The organism is Psychrobacter sp. DM8, from assembly GCF_051307025.1.
In the GTDB taxonomy this organism is placed as follows: Bacteria; Pseudomonadota; Gammaproteobacteria; order Pseudomonadales; family Moraxellaceae; genus Psychrobacter.
On sequence record NZ_CP195538.1, the window covers coordinates 1,069,364 to 1,087,663 of the forward strand.

The 18,300-nt window shown below is 45.5% G+C and carries 13 protein-coding genes and 1 pseudogene; 4 read left to right on the forward strand and 10 right to left on the reverse strand.

Annotation, left to right across the window (positions count from 1 at the left end; translation table 11 throughout):
* Positions 1-139: 139 nt before the first annotated feature.
* Positions 140-2,014, forward strand: coding sequence for a SurA N-terminal domain-containing protein (locus tag ACR64J_RS04695; RefSeq protein WP_317199746.1), 1,875 nt, complete (start codon positions 140-142; stop codon positions 2,012-2,014).
* 124 nt (positions 2,015-2,138) lie between these two features.
* Here the strand turns inward: ACR64J_RS04695 and purH are convergent, their stop codons facing one another.
* The 6 genes from purH to mrcB all read right to left on the reverse strand — a co-directional run bounded on the left by purH (position 2,139) and on the right by mrcB (position 9,982).
* Positions 2,139-3,713: a bifunctional phosphoribosylaminoimidazolecarboxamide formyltransferase/IMP cyclohydrolase gene (purH, locus tag ACR64J_RS04700; RefSeq protein WP_435950726.1), complete on the reverse strand. Its 1,575-nt coding sequence runs from the start codon at positions 3,711-3,713 to the stop codon at positions 2,139-2,141.
* 196 nt (positions 3,714-3,909) lie between these two features.
* A complete protein-coding gene (locus ACR64J_RS04705; RefSeq protein WP_317199854.1) occupies positions 3,910-4,122 on the reverse strand; it encodes a helix-turn-helix domain-containing protein in 213 nt (70 codons plus the stop codon).
* 159 nt (positions 4,123-4,281) lie between these two features.
* A complete protein-coding gene (locus tag ACR64J_RS04710) occupies positions 4,282-5,499 on the reverse strand; it encodes a DUF3426 domain-containing protein (RefSeq protein ID WP_435950727.1) in 1,218 nt (405 codons plus the stop codon).
* Positions 5,500-5,647: 148 nt separating this feature from the next.
* Positions 5,648-6,574 carry a 50S ribosomal protein L11 methyltransferase gene (prmA, locus tag ACR64J_RS04715; protein ID WP_435950728.1) on the reverse strand — a complete coding sequence of 309 codons (927 nt, stop codon included), beginning with the start codon at positions 6,572-6,574 and terminating at the stop codon, positions 5,648-5,650.
* A 55-nt stretch (positions 6,575-6,629) separates the two neighbouring features.
* Positions 6,630-7,409 carry a tetratricopeptide repeat protein gene (locus tag ACR64J_RS04720; RefSeq protein ID WP_435950729.1) on the reverse strand — a complete coding sequence of 260 codons (780 nt, stop codon included), beginning with the start codon at positions 7,407-7,409 and terminating at the stop codon, positions 6,630-6,632.
* Between the two features lie 86 nt (positions 7,410-7,495).
* The gene (gene mrcB, locus ACR64J_RS04725; RefSeq protein ID WP_435950730.1) at positions 7,496-9,982 is read right to left on the reverse strand and encodes a penicillin-binding protein 1B; all 2,487 of its coding nucleotides are present in this window, start codon (positions 9,980-9,982) and stop codon (positions 7,496-7,498) included.
* A 363-nt stretch (positions 9,983-10,345) separates the two neighbouring features.
* Between mrcB and ACR64J_RS04730 the strand changes: the two genes are divergently transcribed.
* The gene (locus ACR64J_RS04730) at positions 10,346-13,117 is read left to right on the forward strand and encodes a heavy metal translocating P-type ATPase (protein ID WP_435950731.1); all 2,772 of its coding nucleotides are present in this window, start codon (positions 10,346-10,348) and stop codon (positions 13,115-13,117) included.
* A gap of 89 nt (positions 13,118-13,206) precedes the next feature.
* Here ACR64J_RS04730 and ACR64J_RS04735 read toward each other — a convergent pair whose 3' ends face one another.
* Positions 13,207-13,929, reverse strand: a complete 723-nt coding sequence (locus ACR64J_RS04735) for a Bax inhibitor-1/YccA family protein (protein ID WP_317199753.1) — start codon at positions 13,927-13,929, stop codon at positions 13,207-13,209.
* A 387-nt stretch (positions 13,930-14,316) separates the two neighbouring features.
* Between ACR64J_RS04735 and ACR64J_RS04740 the strand changes: the two genes are divergently transcribed.
* Positions 14,317-15,231, forward strand: coding sequence for an NAD(+) kinase (locus ACR64J_RS04740; RefSeq protein ID WP_435951026.1), 915 nt, complete (start codon positions 14,317-14,319; stop codon positions 15,229-15,231).
* A 153-nt stretch (positions 15,232-15,384) separates the two neighbouring features.
* The gene (locus ACR64J_RS04745) at positions 15,385-15,696 is read left to right on the forward strand and encodes a YeaC family protein (RefSeq protein ID WP_435950732.1); all 312 of its coding nucleotides are present in this window, start codon (positions 15,385-15,387) and stop codon (positions 15,694-15,696) included.
* A 66-nt stretch (positions 15,697-15,762) separates the two neighbouring features.
* Here the strand turns inward: ACR64J_RS04745 and ACR64J_RS04750 are convergent, their stop codons facing one another.
* From ACR64J_RS04750 to ACR64J_RS04760, 3 genes and pseudogenes are all read right to left on the reverse strand, one after another.
* On the reverse strand, positions 15,763-16,137 hold the full coding sequence (locus tag ACR64J_RS04750; RefSeq protein WP_317199756.1) for a HopJ type III effector protein: 375 nt from the start codon (positions 16,135-16,137) through the stop codon (positions 15,763-15,765).
* A gap of 128 nt (positions 16,138-16,265) precedes the next feature.
* A pseudogene (gene csrA, locus ACR64J_RS04755) lies at positions 16,266-16,433 on the reverse strand (carbon storage regulator CsrA); the annotation flags it as partial.
* Positions 16,434-16,789: 356 nt separating this feature from the next.
* Entirely contained in the window at positions 16,790-18,076 is a 1,287-nt protein-coding gene (locus ACR64J_RS04760; RefSeq protein ID WP_317199757.1) for an aspartate kinase, read from the reverse strand.
* Between the last annotated feature and the right edge of the window lie 224 nt (positions 18,077-18,300).

Genomic DNA, 18,300 nt, shown 5'->3' on the forward strand with positions numbered 1-18,300 from the left:
TCTCAACTAGCACCATGATGCTCAGATTCGCTCGTTATTGATTACCTTTTTATATTAACCTCTATTATTTTGCCATTGCTCGCTATAGTATGTCCTTGTCCTATCACAATGGTTCTTCATTCATAACACAGAGATAACTATGGATAAGTTGCGCGATTTTTTGAAAACCTGGCCAGGTCGCATTTTATTAATTTTGTGCTTATCGCCGCTTGCGCTTTTGGGTATCGAAAGCTATTTTGGCGGCTCCGTTGATCCCAATCAAATCGCTCAAGTGGGTGAGGCGAGTGTGGGCCTGTCTGAGTATCAAACGGCGGTCAACAATCGTCGCAGTGAGATACTAGATCAGCTAGATGATGCAAGCTTACTTAACGAAGATGTCTTGCATGAGCAAGTACTGCGCGGTCTGATTGACCGTACGCTTTTAGAGCAGCAAGCTGGCAAGCTTGGTATGACGGTGTCTGATGATACTATCAATCGTTTACTGCGCCAAGAAGACATCTTTTTGGATGCTGAGGGTAACTTCTCAAACGATCAGTTTTCAAACTTTTTGCGTCAGCGCGGTATGACCAAAGATCAGCTGTTTGCGGAGTTTCGTAATCAGTTAAGCCTTGATCAATTAAATGCGAGTATCGTTGGTACAGCCATCTATCCCATAAAAGCGGTCAATCAATTAATAGACTTGCAATTGGAGTCGCGCAATATCTGGTTGCATCGCTTTAACTGGCAGGACTTTGCTGACCAAGTCAAGCTTACCAAAAGCGATATAGAGGGCTACTACAACGCCAATAAAGAGGCGCTAAAAAGTGTGGCGATGGTTGATTTGGCTTATATTCAATTAAGCCCGCAGACCATTAACGTCACTGACATTACTGATGAAGAGTTGCAGCAGCAGTATGAAGGCTACAAGCAAGAAATGGCGGTTGTTGATGAGCGTCAAATCAGTCAGATACTAATAAGCGGTGATAATGCTAAGGCGCGCGCTGACAAGGTTGCAAAGCGTTTGGCTAATGGTGAGGCCTTTGCAAAACTGGCGCAAACAGAATCCGATGACCCAACGGGAGCCACAGGCGGCGCTATTGGTAGCTTTAATCCTTCTGTATTTGGTAGTGACGCCCAAGCGGTTGAACAGGCACTAGAAGGTCTGAGCGTTGGTGACACTACGCCCCCTGTCAAAACCAGTTTTGGTTATCAGATATTTACCATAACCGAAGATAATGGCCCTCAAGTGCCTACGCTTGAGAGTATGCGCGAGGAGCTAACGGCAAAGGCAAGAGAGTATAAGCGTCAAGAGATCTATGCTGATAAAGTCACTGCTATTAATGATTTGGCAGCTGATGGCTTTAGTATCGAAGATATCGCTCAGCAAGAGAACGTCGCCTTAAAACGTTTAAAAGACTACCGCAGGGACAATAATACTTCAGTGTTAGCGCAGCCTGCGGTCATCAAAGCCGCTTTTGATGAGTTTACTATTCAAGATCAAGCAGTGACCTCAGGTATTGAGGTTGGTAATGGAACGGTATGGGCGCAGCCAAGTAATTATCGCCCGACTAAAACCTTGTCGCTCGCTGCTGCAACGCCGCAAATCACCCAACTACTGCGTCAAGAAAAAGCCACTGAGCTGGCACTTAAGCAAGCTAAGCAAGTCGCTGCAAACATTAAGACGCTAGCAGATATCAATAACCAAGTGGTGAGTTTTCAAGCACTAGGTGATGTCAATCGTCAGACCACGCAATTAACTGAAAAAGAGCGCGGTATGGCCTTTAGTCAGCAAGCGGATGATAATGGCGTCGTGGCTGTAGCGGGTGCAACTGAGATAGGCGCTAGTGTTATCGCCGGCGACCGTATCAAAACTGAGCAGCAATCACAGCTATCTGCGAGCGAGAAGGCGCAAACGGCACGGATTATTCGTGATAATTTGGGACAAGATCAGTTGCAAGACTACTTAGATTACCTGCGTTTGATATATAGCGTTGAGATTAATGAGTCCAATATGGCAAGTGCTCAAGAGCGTTAATTAGCAAGCAAGTTTGACACTACAGTGTCAAATATAAGATAAAAAAAAGCCACTATAAGTATAGTGGCTTTTTTTATCTTCAAGGTTTTGAGGTAGGTAAATGCATTAATAATCGACAAGCGCATCAATGACGGAAATGACGCATACCTGTAAAGACCATGGCGATACCATGCTCATTAGCTGCCGCTATAGTCTCGTTATCACGCATGGAGCCACCAGGCTGGATGATAGCAGAGATGCCTACTTCTGCCGCATTGTCGATACCGTCACGGAACGGGAAGAACGCATCGGAGGCCATGACAGCGCCTTTTGTAGCCAATCCTGCGTGTTCTGCTTTTATAGCGGCAATGCGAGCAGAGTTGACGCGGCTCATCTGACCTGCACCTATACCGATAGTACGCAAATTTTTGCCGTAGACGATAGCATTTGATTTGACGTATTTAGCGACATTCCAAGTAAATAGTAAATCAGCGATTTGCGCCTCAGTAGGTTGTACATCAGTCACCAGTTGTAGTTCACCTGCACTAATAATCCCTGAGTCTTGCTCTTGTACCAACAGGCCACCGTTCACGCGCTTGTAGTCAAGCTGCGTACTAGAGCTATCTGATGCTTGTAGCGCGCCGCAGACCATGACGCGGACGTTTTTCTTGTTCGCTGTTACTTGTAGTACGCCATCTTCAATACTAGGAGCGATAATGACTTCGACAAACTGATTGTCGATAATGGCTTTTGCAGCCGCTACGCTCAGTTCACGGTTAAAGGCGATGATACCACCAAAAGAAGATTCAGGATCGGTACTAAAGGCCGTCTGATAAGCAGCGACTTGATCAGCATTAACCGCTACGCCGCATGGATTGGCATGCTTGACGATAACGCAAGCTGGTGCATTAAAGGCTCTAACGCACTCGAGCGCTGCGTCAGTATCGGCGATATTATTATATGATAACGCTTTGCCTTGTAATTGCTTGGCAGTAGCGATAGAAGCACCATTGGATGAAGACGCCTCAACATAAAAAGCTGCTTTTTGATGTGGATTCTCGCCGTAGCGCAAATCTTGCGCTTTTTCAAGCTGCACGTTTAGTGTACGAGCAAAGGTTTCAGGCTCTTGGTGCTCATTGACTCGGCTACCCAAAAAGTTAGCAATCATGCCATCGTACTGCGCGGTATGCTCAAACGCTTTTACCGCTAAATCATAACGTAGTGCTGAGCTGAGCTGAGGTCTATTACCAAGCGCTCCAAGAACGCGCTGATAGTCCGCTGGATCAGTAATTATACCTACATGAGCGTGGTTCTTGGCCGCCGCTCGTACCATAGTAGGACCGCCAATATCGATGTTTTCGATAGCGTCCGTCATCGAAACATTGTCACGGGCAATCGTCTCAGCGAAGGGGTAGAGGTTAACCACTACTAGATCAATACGAGCGATATCATACTCGCTCATAACGTCGTCATCAGTACCGCGGCGACCTAAAATACCGCCGTGAATCTTGGGATGCAAGGTTTTGACGCGGCCATCCATCATCTCAGGAAACTTAGTATAGTCAGAGACCTCAGTGACAGCAACGTCATGCTCTTTTAGCAAACGATAAGTACCACCAGTCGAGAGCAGACCAAACCCTGCTTGTAGCAAACCTTGAGCGAATTCGACGATATTGGATTTATCAGAGACGGACAATAGGGCAAGCGGTGTTGTACTCATAAAAACAGTTCCATAAAAAAAGCCTGACAGTAGCGTCTGGCAAAATAATCATATCAAAATGACGAAGAGGGATCGGATAGACCTTAATTATAAGCTATATCTAGGATAATCAAAACATTAGTATTAAAGCGTTGACGTAACGATAGTTAACGTGTTGCTACCTAAAAGCGTCGACTAAATGCTTATTTTAAAGCGCTTACATCAAATTATGAGTTTTGAGCTTTTTACGTAGGGTGCCGCGATTAAGGCCTAGTATTTGTGCGCACTTTGATTGATTACCGCGGGTTTGTTCTAATACAACGCTCAACAGAGGGCGCTCAACTTCTTTTAAGATAAGCTCATAGAGGTCTGTGGGTATATCATCGCCAAGCGTTACAAAGTATTGACGTACAACGCGCTCGACATGCATACATAAAGGCTCATGCGTCTCTTGTGCTTGTAGATAATCTGAGGTGTGGGCAAAACGGTTGGCATGATCTGGTATTTGAGGTGCCATAAAGTGATGTCCTTTACGTTAATATGAGGATAGCTACCCACAAGCCATGATAATTTATGATTAATATCAGGGCTAATAAATAGGCTCAATGGTTACTGTGCTGATTTGCTGATTGTCTATAGGTACAGTGAACCACAATTGCTTTTGGCCTTGTACTGCTAGCTGATTTTGTGGGCTTAGCAAATAATCGTCAGGCGCGGCAATAAAGGCGCCGATGAGCTTGTCTGAGCCGTAAAGACTTACCCTAAGACTTGGTAATAGCTGACTTTGACTGCTTTGATTATTTAAAGTCGCTCGAATATCACTATAGGTACCTGAATCGTTGAGCTGGCTTGAACGATGAGTAATATCTGCTATCATCAATTGGCTTAGATCAGCATTGGGTAGACTACAAGCTGCAACCGTGCAAATCTTTTGTAAACGCTGTGCATAAACAGGATCCTTTACTAAAGTATCCACATTAAAAATAACATATTGCGCTAATAAAAGAAGCACTAAAGCTAAGCTGCCAGCTGTCCACAGCAAGATAGCCATTGACGTTCGAGAGCTTGTTTGCATGGTTTGATGACGCTCTAGCGGTTTATTCGCTAACTCAAAACCATCATTTGCGTCGCCCTCTTCTTCAAAAGGCACGCCCATATCGATAAGAAGCTGCGAGAGATCAGTATCGTTTTGATGCTGAATGTCGTCTTCACTCTCTTCTGCTAATAGCTGCTCTAACCAAGCATTATCTGCGCCGTCACTCTTATCAAGAGAATGATTATCAAAAGTATGGTCGTTCTCTAAGCCCGTATTATTAGTAGCACTAGAGTTGACAGTGCTTTTCTTTAAGGCCACTTGAGTATCAGTATCAGTATCAAAGTCAGTAAGCGTCCCTTCATCATTCAACAAAGTATGAGCTGTATTATTGTCTGAATCTGCGACACTATCATCAAATAACTCTGGCTCAGATGATGTCTCAAGCAATGAGGACGCATCGCTGCTACTCACCGGTTTAGACCATGGCTCCATATTCTCTAGCATATAATCTAGAGAATCATACTCTGAGGTTGTAGCGTGTGCTCCTTGAGCCTCATCTTGTATTAAACTATCGATGGTCTGACTGTTTAAAGGTATAGAATCTGATAGTGAATGACTGTCAAAAGTAGCTACAGACAGATTATCGCTAACTCTAAAACTACGAGAACATTGATTACAAACAATTTTCGCATCTTCTTTATTTAACTGATTTTGATGCAAATGAAAATGAGCACCGCAATAAGGGCATTGAGTATTTATAGGCGTAGTCATATGCTCAAATCCAAAAAGGTACAATTATCAATATCGCATTGCCAAGGGTTCAAAGTTAGCTAAAGTATTTTTAGAATGAAATAGCTAAGCACTTGGCAGTGCCAATCTCAAATAATGCACCTATCGTAACAGATGTAATCAGATGTTACTAGTCTGTAAACGTGCCTGAGAGTCGCTGCCAGTGTTGATCTTCTTGAGCGCTAAAAGCATGCTTTGGATCAAGTTTGAAATAGGGCTGGTAAGCGTCGCTCACCTGCTCAGTTTGTGATTCAATAAGTCCTGCTAGGACTATGCGGCCCTGTTTAGTGATTAAGGTTGCAAAATAAGGTGCTAGGCTAATGAGGGGCTTTGCCAAAATATTGGCGACAATAACGTCAACGGGCAAGACGTCATGCTGCGTGCAGTAGTCTCTAAAGTCCTCTGGTAAAAAAGCTTGCAGACGCTCGCCAACTTGGTTGCGTTCGGCATTTTGGTTGGTTGCAAGTACCGCTTGCGGATCTATATCAACTGCATACACTTGGCGCGCACCTAACAGCAAAGCGGCAATACCTAAGATACCTGACCCGCAGCCATAATCGATCACAATGTTGTCTGTTAGGTTTTGCTCTGTGAGCCAGTCAAGGCACAAGCGCGTGGTAGCATGATAACCTGTACCAAAGGCCAGTCCTGGATCCATAATAATATTAATTGCGTCAGGATTTGGCGGCTTAAGCCAGTTGGGGACGATCCATAGGTTGTTCGCGCATTCAATAGGGTGATAGTTGACCATCCACTCGCGTTCCCAATCCTTATCATCGACACGACTCAACCAGATTCGGCTGGCATGTACTTGTGCGGCGATCTCATGGCTCAATTGTTCAAGTACTTGACGATCACCAATGGGAGTCGTAGCATCAAATAGCCCGGTTAATATGACCTCATCCCACAGTGGCGACTCGCCAGGGAGAGGTTCAAACAAAGGCTGATCACCGGCGTCATCTAAAGCGATAGATAATGCGCCTGCCTCTAGTAAAAGGGATTCTGCCAAATCGACATTTGCTTTTTCGCACTGTAAATGCAGTTGTTGCCATGCCATAACGATAACCTTGATAAGTGATAAAATAAAATATAAGTCTTGAACATAGCGTTAGTTATCGAAGTGCTCTTTGCGCCTCATTGATAACGCGTGCGTTGTTTTGTAGTTGACCTGAACGCAAGATGATCTGCCACAGGGCACGGCGCCGCGTGTCATCTTGCGAGACACTCAAACCGCGGCGTGCCATTGCTTCAGCTTTTCGCGGTTGATTCTTTTTGAGGGCCACTTGCGCTAGATAAAAGTACACCGCAGATGATCTAGGCGCTAAGCGCTGCGCACGAGTGAAGCTGTTTTCAGCTGCGGTTAGATCGTTGGCTCTGAGCTGATTGGTACCATTTTGCATCAAATTGCGAAAAGCGGGCAGGTCGCTATTACTACTACTGGTAGCGCGGCTTTGCTGCTGCGAGTTTGCTCGTGCGCGCTCTAACAAATCACCGTGCGAAGGCACTATCGGCGGCGTGACCTCACTGGTGCGCGGCGGCGTAATAATGATCTCTTCACGATAAGGCTCCGGTATTGGTTGATAGGGAGGAATGGTGTAAGCATCATTGCTCGGACTTGACGGTATATTTTGCTGAGGCTGAGGCTGAGGCTGAGGCTGAGAGTCTGGTGCAGGCAGGTTATAAGGCTCTATAGGGTAACTATCGTCAGTCGTGCTATCGTTGCTAGCAGGCGACATTACAACAGTAGTTGTGCGTTCGGTTGCCGTCGTCGAGGGCGCAGTCTGACAAGCACTTAGAGTAAGTGTCCCTGTCAAGAGACCAAGCATCAGCACAGAGGACGATAATGTGCGTTGATGCTTGCTAGTAGTAGACTGTTGAGCGAATAACAACATATTAAGCCTCTTATACCAAAGCGTGTTTGATCATTATGTAAGGTGCCAGCGATTCAATTAAATGTGGCTACCTGTTCATATAATAGTTAAAACCATTCAAGGGCGCGATCGTACCAAGTGTCATCACGTACTTCGCCGTCACCATCGTTTGCGTTTGAATCGTTTGCGTCTGGATCTATGGCTTGACCGTCAGGGATGTCTAAGCCTTCACGGCGACGCTGATCAGCTATTGAGCTTTGCTCATCTTGGAATTGAGTCTGCTCACGCGCGCGTTCTTGCTGATAAAGCTCAAGGGCGCAGCTGCTAGCCTCCTCAGGCAAGTAGGCGGACATTACAGGCAGATAGCGCGCATTAGCACAGCGCTCGTTTGAGAGTTTGCCTGAGTTGTTCTCAAGCCATAGCCACTCAATACCCTCAGGCTCTGGCATCGATACTGGCGTAAGTTTAAGCCGATTCATATAATCAACCCATACAGGTAACGCGCCAGTTCCGCCGCTAAGCCCAATAGGCTTATTGTCATCGCGTCCTACCCAAACGACGCTGACATAGTTACCGCTATATCCTGCAAACCAGGCATCGCGATAATCATTGGTAGTACCTGTCTTACCCGCCAAATTAAGGTCGCGGCCTAAAGATTGCGCGCGCCTAGCGGTACCGCTTTTGACTACTTCTTGCAAAGCGTAGTTGGTCAGATAATTGGCCTCAGGCGGTATGCTACGCTGGGTGTTGAGTCCAGTACGTTGCAAAATGCGTCCGCGATCATCGATGACGGTGCGAATACTATGAATAGGGGTGCGAAAGCCACCAGTTGCAAAGACTTGATAGACGCCAAGCATATCCATCGGACTAAGATTGACTGAGCCTAACAGAGCTGAGGGATAAGTGGGGATTTTTTCTTTAATGCCCATGCGCTGCAGTTGTTTGGCAAAGGTGCTAACACCAAACTCCATACCCAAACGTACCGCACTTTGGTTATAAGACTGAGCCAGCGCTGTGGTCAAAGGTACATAGCCATGATCACGACCATCGTAGTTTTTGGGGTTCCAATCGCTACCATCTCCCAAATTTACAGTAACAGGCGAGTCATCAACTGAGCTGGCTAGATTATAGCGCCCACTCTCAAGCGCGGTCATATAGATAATAGGTTTAAGAAGTGAGCCAACTTGACGCTTGGCATCTACCGCGCGGTTAAAGCCTGTAAATTCGCTGCCGCTACCGACGACCGCCACCAGCTCGCCTGTCTCAGGGTTAGCACTAACTAGAGCGCCTTCTAAGTCCTTGGCTTTACTGCTACTACGGCGCAGTTCTCCAAGCTTTTTATCAACGGCTTTGTCTGCTGCCAATTGAGTGATAGGGTCAAGGGTGCTGATGATAATAAGACCTTCGTTTTTGAGGTCATCAGGGTAGTAGACGTCATTGAGCTCACGTTTGACGATATCCAAAAAGTCAGGGAATTGGCTTTTGCCTTCCACAGGCTTATCTACAACGCCCAAAGGTCGCTTAAGCGCAGCGTCATAATCCTCTTGACTGATCGAACCCATGGTAAGCATATTGGCAAGCACGGTGTCACGGCGTGCTTTGGAGTCATTGGGGTGGCGGCGCGGGTTATAGACGCTTGGCCCCTTTGCCATACCTACTAGCATAGCTTGCTGATCAACGCGTAGCTCATTGAGCGGCTGATTAAAATAAAACTGCGAGGCCAGACCGAAACCATTAATAGAGCGGTTACCATTTTGGCCTAGGTAGATCTCGTTAAGATAGGTCTGGAGTATCTCATCTTTGCTATAATGTAGCTCAAGCAGTACCGCCATAAGCGCCTCATTAGCTTTACGCTTCATGGTGCGATCTGAATTGAGATAAAAGTTTTTGATGAGCTGCTGGGTAATGGTCGAGCCGCCTTGCATGGAGCCGCCAGAGAAGTTATTGAGTACAGCGCGGGCGATACCGCGTACCGAGACGCCTTTATGCTCATAAAAACTGCGATCTTCGGTAGCGATTAAGGCATCAATCAACGGCTGCGGCACTTGATCGAGCGAGACTACCAAGCGATCTTCGTTACTATCAGGGTAGATACCACCGATATTGACAGGCTCTAGGCGAATGATACCCGTCTTGGCAGGAATGGTGCTTTGTACCGATTCGATCTTACCGCCTGATAACGTCATTTTGATGACTTGCTCGGCATCTACATCATTTGCACTATAAGTAAATCCACGCGTATGGATAAAATAGGTATTACCTGACCTATGATAAGTACCTGTGCGATCATAAGCTTGGTTACTACTATAGTTAAGCAGCTCAAGCCAAGTTGTCATCGTCTCTCTATCAACGCTTGCGCCTTGGTACAATTCAAGGGGCTGCGAGTATACTTTGGCAGGTATATCCCAGCGCTTACCCTCAAACTTGCTGGTAATGGTGCGATCAAGCTTGACAAGATATAGGGCCAGTAGCACCATGCCTGCGATAATAACAATAAGCAAAAGACTACTAAATACCAAGCCGCGCTGCGTATTTGGCAAAGCGTTTAAATGAGTTTTGGCTGGCTGTGATAGATTAACTTTAGATTTTTGCACTGATGGCGCACCATTTTGAGATAAAAAACTGCCTCATAATGACGTAAATTGACATGTTTTTCAATCTATCATCACTACCGCTAGGATATGTTAATAATAAACGCATAGTCATGAGGACAAAATTGATGACTATACTGGCTTTTAAAGCGGCGACTAAGTGCCATATAAGAGTAGATGTTGTATAAAACTGGATGTTATATAACCTTGAGCGTTATATCAAATTAAGATAGCAACTTGTCATACCAGTTATGGTGATTTTTTTGTGAATTAGTGCAGGCTTAATCAATACTTTGATGACTGATAAACGTTTGCCTAAAGGGTAGGGTATCGGTCATTCTTTATTTAAAGGAAGTAAGCGAAGCTATGTCTAGTGATTTTTCTTCGTCCGTGTCTACGCTGCCGCGCGCCACTGATCCTTATGATGATTCGATCACTCAAGGACTTGTGTTGCCCATAAAGGGTCATTGCTTTCATTGCGGCGATCGCCTGCCGCGTCCGCCATTTTTTAGTAAGGTATTAGGCGAGCCTCGCGAGATGTGCTGCATGGGCTGTCAGCTCGCTAGCCAAAGCATTGTCGAAGCTGGACTTGAGCAATATTATCTAGATCGCTCAGAGATCAATCGTACTGCCAGCTTGCCCACACAAATGACGCGCCTTGAAGCCTATGATCATGATGAGATCAAGTCGCAGTTCGTGTATGCGCAGGACGGATTATCGGTCGCTGAATTATCAGTCAACAATTTACGCTGCGCCGCTTGTACTTGGCTTATTGAGTCGCGCTTGTTTGAGCTTGACGGTGTGAGCCGCTGTCAGGTCAACCTCACCAATCAGCGTATGCGCGTGGTATGGGATGAGAGCAAATTACCCATCAGCCGCATCCTCGCTACTATCAATGCCATAGGCTATGAAGCCAAACCCTATCGGCAAGACACCCACGAGGCGATGCTCGCCCGCCATAATAACAAGATGCTGCTTAGATTGGGTATCGCAGCACTTGGCGCTATGCAAGCAATGATGTACGCAGTAGCGTTATATTTTGGCGAATACAGCGATATGCTCGTATTTCAGCGTGACTTTTTGCGCTGGGTGTCCCTTTTTGTCAGTATTCCTGTATTTTTCTATGCTGGCGTGCCTTTTTTTACCTCGGCATGGTCGGCGATACGCGCACGCCAAGTCAATATGGATGTGCCCGTTAGCGTCGCCCTTATCGTTACTTTTTTTGCCAGTTTATATGCCACTGTCACAGGGCAAGGGGAGACCTATTATGACTCGGTCAGTATGTTTATCTTTTTCTTATTGGCAGGGCGTTACATCGAGCATAACGCGCGCCTAAAAGCGGCGACTATGGCTAATGATTTGGTAGTGGTTGAGCCGATACTGGTCAAAAAAATCGCTGAAGATAAATACTCCGCGCAGATTATTTTGGAGCAAATAAACTCAGAATCAAATGACCTAAAGGTAAGTCAAAGTGACAAGATAGAGGCAAATTCAGAAAAATCTGATATCGTAAATAACAGTTTAAGCTCTCCAAGTTTTATGCAAAGTATGGATGCCAGCGTCTATAAAGTGACCCAAAATATCGCACAAAAATGGCAACAAGCGCAAAACAGCTCAATAGAGTCAGAAGATCTAGTAAATGATAGCGAAATGGTAACTGTCCATAGTTTGCAAGTTGGCGATATTATCATGATAGATGCTGGCGCCGAAATCATTAGCGATGGTATTTTGCTTAGTCAAACGGCGACGGTGTCACAAAGCCTGCTAACGGGTGAAGGCGATCTTATTACCAAGAACGCGGGTGAGTATGTCGTTGGCGGCGCGCAAAACGATAGTCAGCCTTTTGTCATGCTTGTGACCGCCCTACCAAAAGACAGTCAGATTGGGCTGATCGATAGGCTGATGAACCGAGCTATGAGTGAGAAGCCTAAACTTGCGCAGCAGGCTGATAAGCTTGCGCGTTGGTTTGTCGCACGCATTTTGATCTTGTCGGTCTTTGTCTTTATCGGCTGGTATATCGTTGACCCAAGCCAAGCGATATGGGCGACGGTCGCAGTACTCGTCGCTACCTGTCCTTGTGCGTTGTCTCTGGCAACCCCAATCGCGCTGACCGTAGCGACTAACCGCCTTGCCAGCTATGGCTTTTTGACCACGCGCGGGCATACCCTACAAACCTTGGCGGAGATTACTCACGTCGCTTTTGATAAAACAGGAACGCTCACTTATGGCAAACCTAATTTACTCAACATTGAACTATTAAATATCAGCGCTAGTGTCAATACAGAGCAAAATGCACAAGAAGATAAGCTACTAGCCACTGCTGCCGCGTTAGAAGTAGGCAGCCGTCATCCTATCGCCCATGCGCTATTAACAGCGGCTCATCAATTGCATCTGCCTAATACTCAAAGCCTAACGCATTATCCAGCGGGCGGCGTGGAGGCGATAATAGAGGGGATAAAATACCGTATCGGGCACATCGATTTTGCTCTAGATAATGACAACATTAATAGCTTTGAGCCTGATCTCATTGCCAATAGGGCCAGCTCAGCGGTGGTCTTATCCGCGCAGCAAAGCCAGAGTTGGCAGCCGTTGGCCTGTTTTTATTTCAATGACAAAGTACGCGATACTGCAAAGCCTATGCTCGATAGTCTCAAGGCGCTGGGTATCGAGTCTGTAATGCTAACGGGTGACCCAAGCCCGCAAGCACTAAAGGTAGCCAATGATTTAGGTATGCAAGCGGCTTTTAACGGTCTATCGCCAACTGACAAGGTTGATCATATTCAGCGCTTGCAGGCAGATGGGGCCGTGGTGCTAATGATTGGAGACGGTATCAATGACGCGCCTGTACTTGCCGCCGCTGATGTCTCGACCTCGATTGCAGGGGCAGCAGATCTTGCGCAGGTCTCAAGCGATAGTATTATATTGGACGGTCAGATTGAGGCGATTGCTGCTGCTAAGCGTATCGCGGACAAAGCTGAGCGTATTATTAGGCAAAACTTTCGCTGGGCACTTGGTTATAACGGTATTGTGCTTCTACCTGCTATCTTTGGCTATGTACCGCCTTGGCTTGCCGCTATCGGTATGTCGCTAAGCTCCCTGCTTGTGGTGTTAAATGCGCTACGGTTAAAGCGGGCATGAGTTATAACGACTTAGCTTGATTAATAGCACGAAAAAACCGCCTCAATAAATGAAGGCGGTTTTTTATTTATACCCTTAATGATTTGAGATTAGTCTTGTAGATAGCTAAGCAGACGCATAAATTCGATATACATCCAGACTAGGGTCGCCAAAATACCAATACTAAATAACCACTCATAATCCTCAGAGATACCCATAGCAACGCCGCGATCAACGTTATCAAAATCGAGCAATAGGGTAAAAGAGGCAATAACGATAACGAATAAGCTAAAACCAATAGCGATAGCGCCGCCTTCAAACAAGAAGGGTAGGCTTGAGCCAAAGGCTAAAGACAATATCCACTGTGCGACATAAACGAGCATAATAGCAATAAGCGCTGAGGTCACAATAGAGCGAAACTTCTGCGTAACCTTAATAAGACCTGAGCGGTATAGACCTAGCATAACCGCTGCCGTAACGAAGGTTGCACACATTGCGGTAACGGGTACGCTTGGGTACATGCGCATAAAGAACAGCGAAATACCGCCCAAAAAGATACCTTCTAATAGCGCATAAGGCACTGCAAAGGTTTTGGCCTTTTGCGGTTTAAAGGTAATAAAAATAGCTAAGCCAAAAGCTGCAAACATACTACCAAAGGCAGCCATAGTGATAAAGCCTTGTGACAAACCTGCCATAAGGGCATAAAAGAAAAAGCCTACGCCTGTAATAGCAGACAAACCGAGCAGTAAGCTGGTTTTTTGAATGACACCTTTGACGGTCATAGGCGCGCCGCCGATCGCAAGCTCTGCGCGACTGACAATAGGGTTGGCCATATATATATCCTTAATAAAAATATAAAATAAGATGTCAGCTACTTTAGCAAAACCGCTATTATTGTCAACTGTGTTTACGTGAGTGACAACAAGGCTTTGGGCGACTGTTAGCAGTCACACTTACCTGTTAGTGTTAACATCTTTTGTTTACTGAAACTTAGTTAATATATGGGGCCAATTACTACAGTTAACAACGATAGTGGCTAAAACATGCTAGTTTAAGCGCTCAATTGTCGCTATTATTGCAAGACCCCTTTTAACACATACCTTTTTAAAATGCCGAGTCGTTTTATGGAAAACTCAGTGCAGTCAGAGAGATTGCCACACTTACATGAGTCAGAGCTGTTTCATGCTATCAAAAACCCAGCGTTTAGGCGTATTGGACTTATGGGACGCGCCGGCAAGCGTAGCGTGACTCAGAGCCTGGTGCAGATTGCGCAGACTATTAATGAGATGAATCTTACGCTGATTATGGATGTACAAACTGCAAATCTGCCGACGCTTAATCTTGCCGATATTGAAAAAGTCAAAATCGTCAAACGCGGCCTTATCGGTGAGATTTGTGACTTGGTCATAGTGGTCGGCGGCGATGGCTCTATTTTGCATGCCGCAGAGGCACTCGCGCGTTATCGCGTCCCTGTTCTGGGCGTCAACCGTGGCCGGCTTGGGTTTTTAGCGGATGTCAAACCTAATGAAGCTGCCTTTAAACTGCGTCAAGTGTTGATGGGCGACTATCAGCTTGATCATAGGTTTTTATTGACGATGGAGATTCGCGAAGGGCGCGATATTATTCATCAGGATATGGCGCTCAATGATATCGTCTTGCATGCAGGTAAGTCGGTACATATGATAGACTTTCAGCTCAAGATCGACGGTCATGATGTCTATCGCCAGCATAGCGATGGCTTAATTGTCGCCACCCCGACAGGATCTACGGCGTATGCGTTATCTGGTGGCGGACCCATCATTCATCCGAGTATGGATGCGATATGTTTGGTACCCATGCATCCGCATACCTTATCGAGTAGACCGATTGTGGTGAGTGGGAATAGTGAAGTGTGTATTCGTATACACGAAGACAATCGCACCCAGCCTATGGTCAGCGCTGATGGCAAGGCCAGTTTGCCGCTCGATCAAGATCAGCGCTTATATATTCGCAAGCATCCTGACAAACTAACGCTACTGCATCCGCCAGGTTTTGATTTTTATGAAGCTTGCCGTACCAAACTACATTGGAACGTGCACGCCGAAGAGTTCAGTTTGGATCGTGACGACGACGATGATGACGAATTTACGGACTAAATGAGCTAAGCAAAGCGCTAAAATCTAAGCGAAACGCTAAAATCTGAGTAACGCGCTAAAATTTAAGCGAAGCTCTAAAATCTAAGCAAAAGCGCTAATCAGCAAACTACAAGCATAACCCTTGATGAAGAGTACAGATACGGAGTAGGCAAGATGGATAAACAAACGATATTAGCAACCTTAACACCTGAGGTGGTCGAGAGATTTAAGGTTGCCATTGAGCTTGGCAAATGGCCTGATGGCCGCGCGCTCAGTGACGAGCAGCGTCAGACGTGTATGCAAGCGGTAATGATTTGGGAGCATGAGCACCTACCACCTTCTGAGCGTACAGGTTATATTCATAAGCCCATCAAAGATAATGGTGATATTGTCGGCGCTGAATGTGACGTTGAGCATGAGCATCATTATCCTAATATGCCCAATCCTAAAGGTGCGATTCAACCAGTAAAGTTTCGAGATAAGTAGGATTTTAGAATAAAAAAAGCCACGCTATTTATAATAGCGTGGCTTTTTAATGGTTTACTTTTAAAACTACAGCGCCGTTGTATCAACACTTGGACGTACGGTTAATGGGTTTTTTTCCATTAAAAACCCTTGCCAGCCCCAATGCAAAAAGTTGCGAATATTGGCGTGATCAGTACCATTTGGCGTCGCTTGCACCTTTTCATAATGCTCACCAAATAGCTTTAGGGTATCAAGCTGGCTTAACTTATGATGCTTGGCAAAGCCAAAGACTTTAGCGCTACCTTCGTTTTCTCCAGCAGCATTGTGTACTTGACCATTAACAAAAGGCGCAGGCGCGTAGCGATAAAAATCATCAATGAAACTAATAACGTCATTGAATCCAATAGCCTTTTTACTCAAGCCATTAAGTAGCGCGGATACATCTGATTGGCGAATACTCATAAGGTGATGACCTCAAAACGGTTTAAAATTTTTATAGATAGCACTAGCAACTAGCGGTTAAAATAGTCTTCATCGTCAAACGAAGGCGCAAAGTTGCCCTGTTCTAGATGCTGCATCTGCGACTGTACCGAGCGCTCGTGCTGGATACGCTGGTAAATCTCTTCGCGATGTACAGCGATGTCTTTGGGTGCATTCACACCGATACGTACTTGATTGCCCTTGACGCCTAACACAGTCACACTAACTTCGTCACCGATCATTAGCGTTTCGCCCACGCGGCGTGTCAAAATTAACATGCGTCATACTCCTTATGTCACATGAACAAGTTATTGCCCATTGAGATATGTTTTAACAAGGTGCCACTGTAAAGAGTGACTATTGAAAGAACGAACCTCGCTCAAAACAATAGTATAAAAAAAAATAGTCTATAAAAATTGTTATCTACAGCAGCCGTAAAATAGATCTTTAGCCCAATTCAGTTCTCTATTATATGTGGCATGATAAGTAGTGTCACGGCTTTTAACAAAACTGCTAGGTAATATAACTAAAATACGGGTTAACCATAAAAATAGGGTCAATAAAGACCCTATGCAATATAAACTAATCAGCTACTCTCTTCCTTCGCTTGTAGAGCATGCGAGGTCGATAAAAGCTACTGTCCAGCAACCTTGCTCTCACCCTCAGTGCGGTCTAAACCAAAGGCTGTATGTAGCGATTTGACCGCTTTTTCTAGATGCTGCTCTTGAATGAGCACAGAGACTTTGATCTCACTGGTCGATATCATCTGAATATTGATGTTATTCTCAGCAAGTGTTTGGAACATAAGGCTGGCAACTCCTGCATGCGAGCGCATACCGACGCCAACCAATGAGACCTTGACGACTTCACTATCACCTATGATCTCTTTGGCACCGATCTCGTCTTTGACTTCATCGTTGAGCACTTTCATGGTTTTGTCCATGTCGCTACGATTGACGGTAAAGGTAAAATCAGTGGTGCCATTGGTCGATAAGTTCTGTACGATCATATCGATTTCGATATTAGCGTTACCGATAGGGCTCAAGATGGCTGAAGCAATACCAGGATGGTCTGGGACAGCGCGTACTACAATTTTTGCCTCGTCCCGATTAAAGGCGATACCTGAGATGATTGCCTGTTCCATATTGTCTCCTTCGTCTATCGTAATTAGGGTGCCGACGTTGTTTTGAAAGTCTTCATCAAAGCTGCCGTCAGTATTTTCATCAAAGCTTGATAGTACGCGCAAAGGCACACCATATTTGCCTGCAAATTCAACCGAGCGAATCTGCAAAATCTTAGAACCCAAACTTGCCATCTCTAGCATTTCTTCAAAGGTAATCTTTTCAAGTTTTTTGGCTTTTGAGGTAACGCGTGGGTCGGTGGTATAAACGCCATCGACATCAGTATAGATCTGACACTCATCAGCGCCTAGTGCTGCTGCGATCGCGACGCCTGTCGTATCAGAGCCGCCGCGGCCCAAGGTTGTGGCATTACCATCGTTATCAATACCCTGAAATCCTGCTACGATAACTACGTTGCCGGCCTCTAACTGCTCACGAATATTGGCGTCATCAATAGACTCAATGCGCGCTTTATTGTGCGAGTTATCGGTTTTGATAGCGACTTGGCGGCCTGTAAATGAACGCGCGCCAATGCCCAAATCTTTGATCGCCATCGCAAGTAGAGAGATAGACACTTGCTCACCAGTTGAGACCATTTGATCGTATTCACGCGGGTCAGGCTGAGCGCTAATCTGGCGCGCCAAATCGATCAAGCGGTTGGTCTCTCCGCTCATAGCAGAGACGACTACGACGACTTGATGACCATTGTCATGCCAGCGCTTCACCCGTTTGGCGACGTTTTTGATGCGGTCGATACTGCCCATCGACGTACCGCCGTATTTTTGTACTATTAACGCCATAAGGATCTACCTAGTATTAATTAAGGGCTTTAATGAGTGTTTATTCAAAGCCAATATGATTTTGATGTTTGCTTTTTTACGCTTGTATGCAGTTATGAATACTAAATATCCGTACTAAAACTGACATACGTGCAAATGCTGACCTTTATATCACATTTGTCGCTCAATTTTAAGTCATGAGCGCGTTTAGATATATGGCGATTAATTATAAGGGTTATAACCAA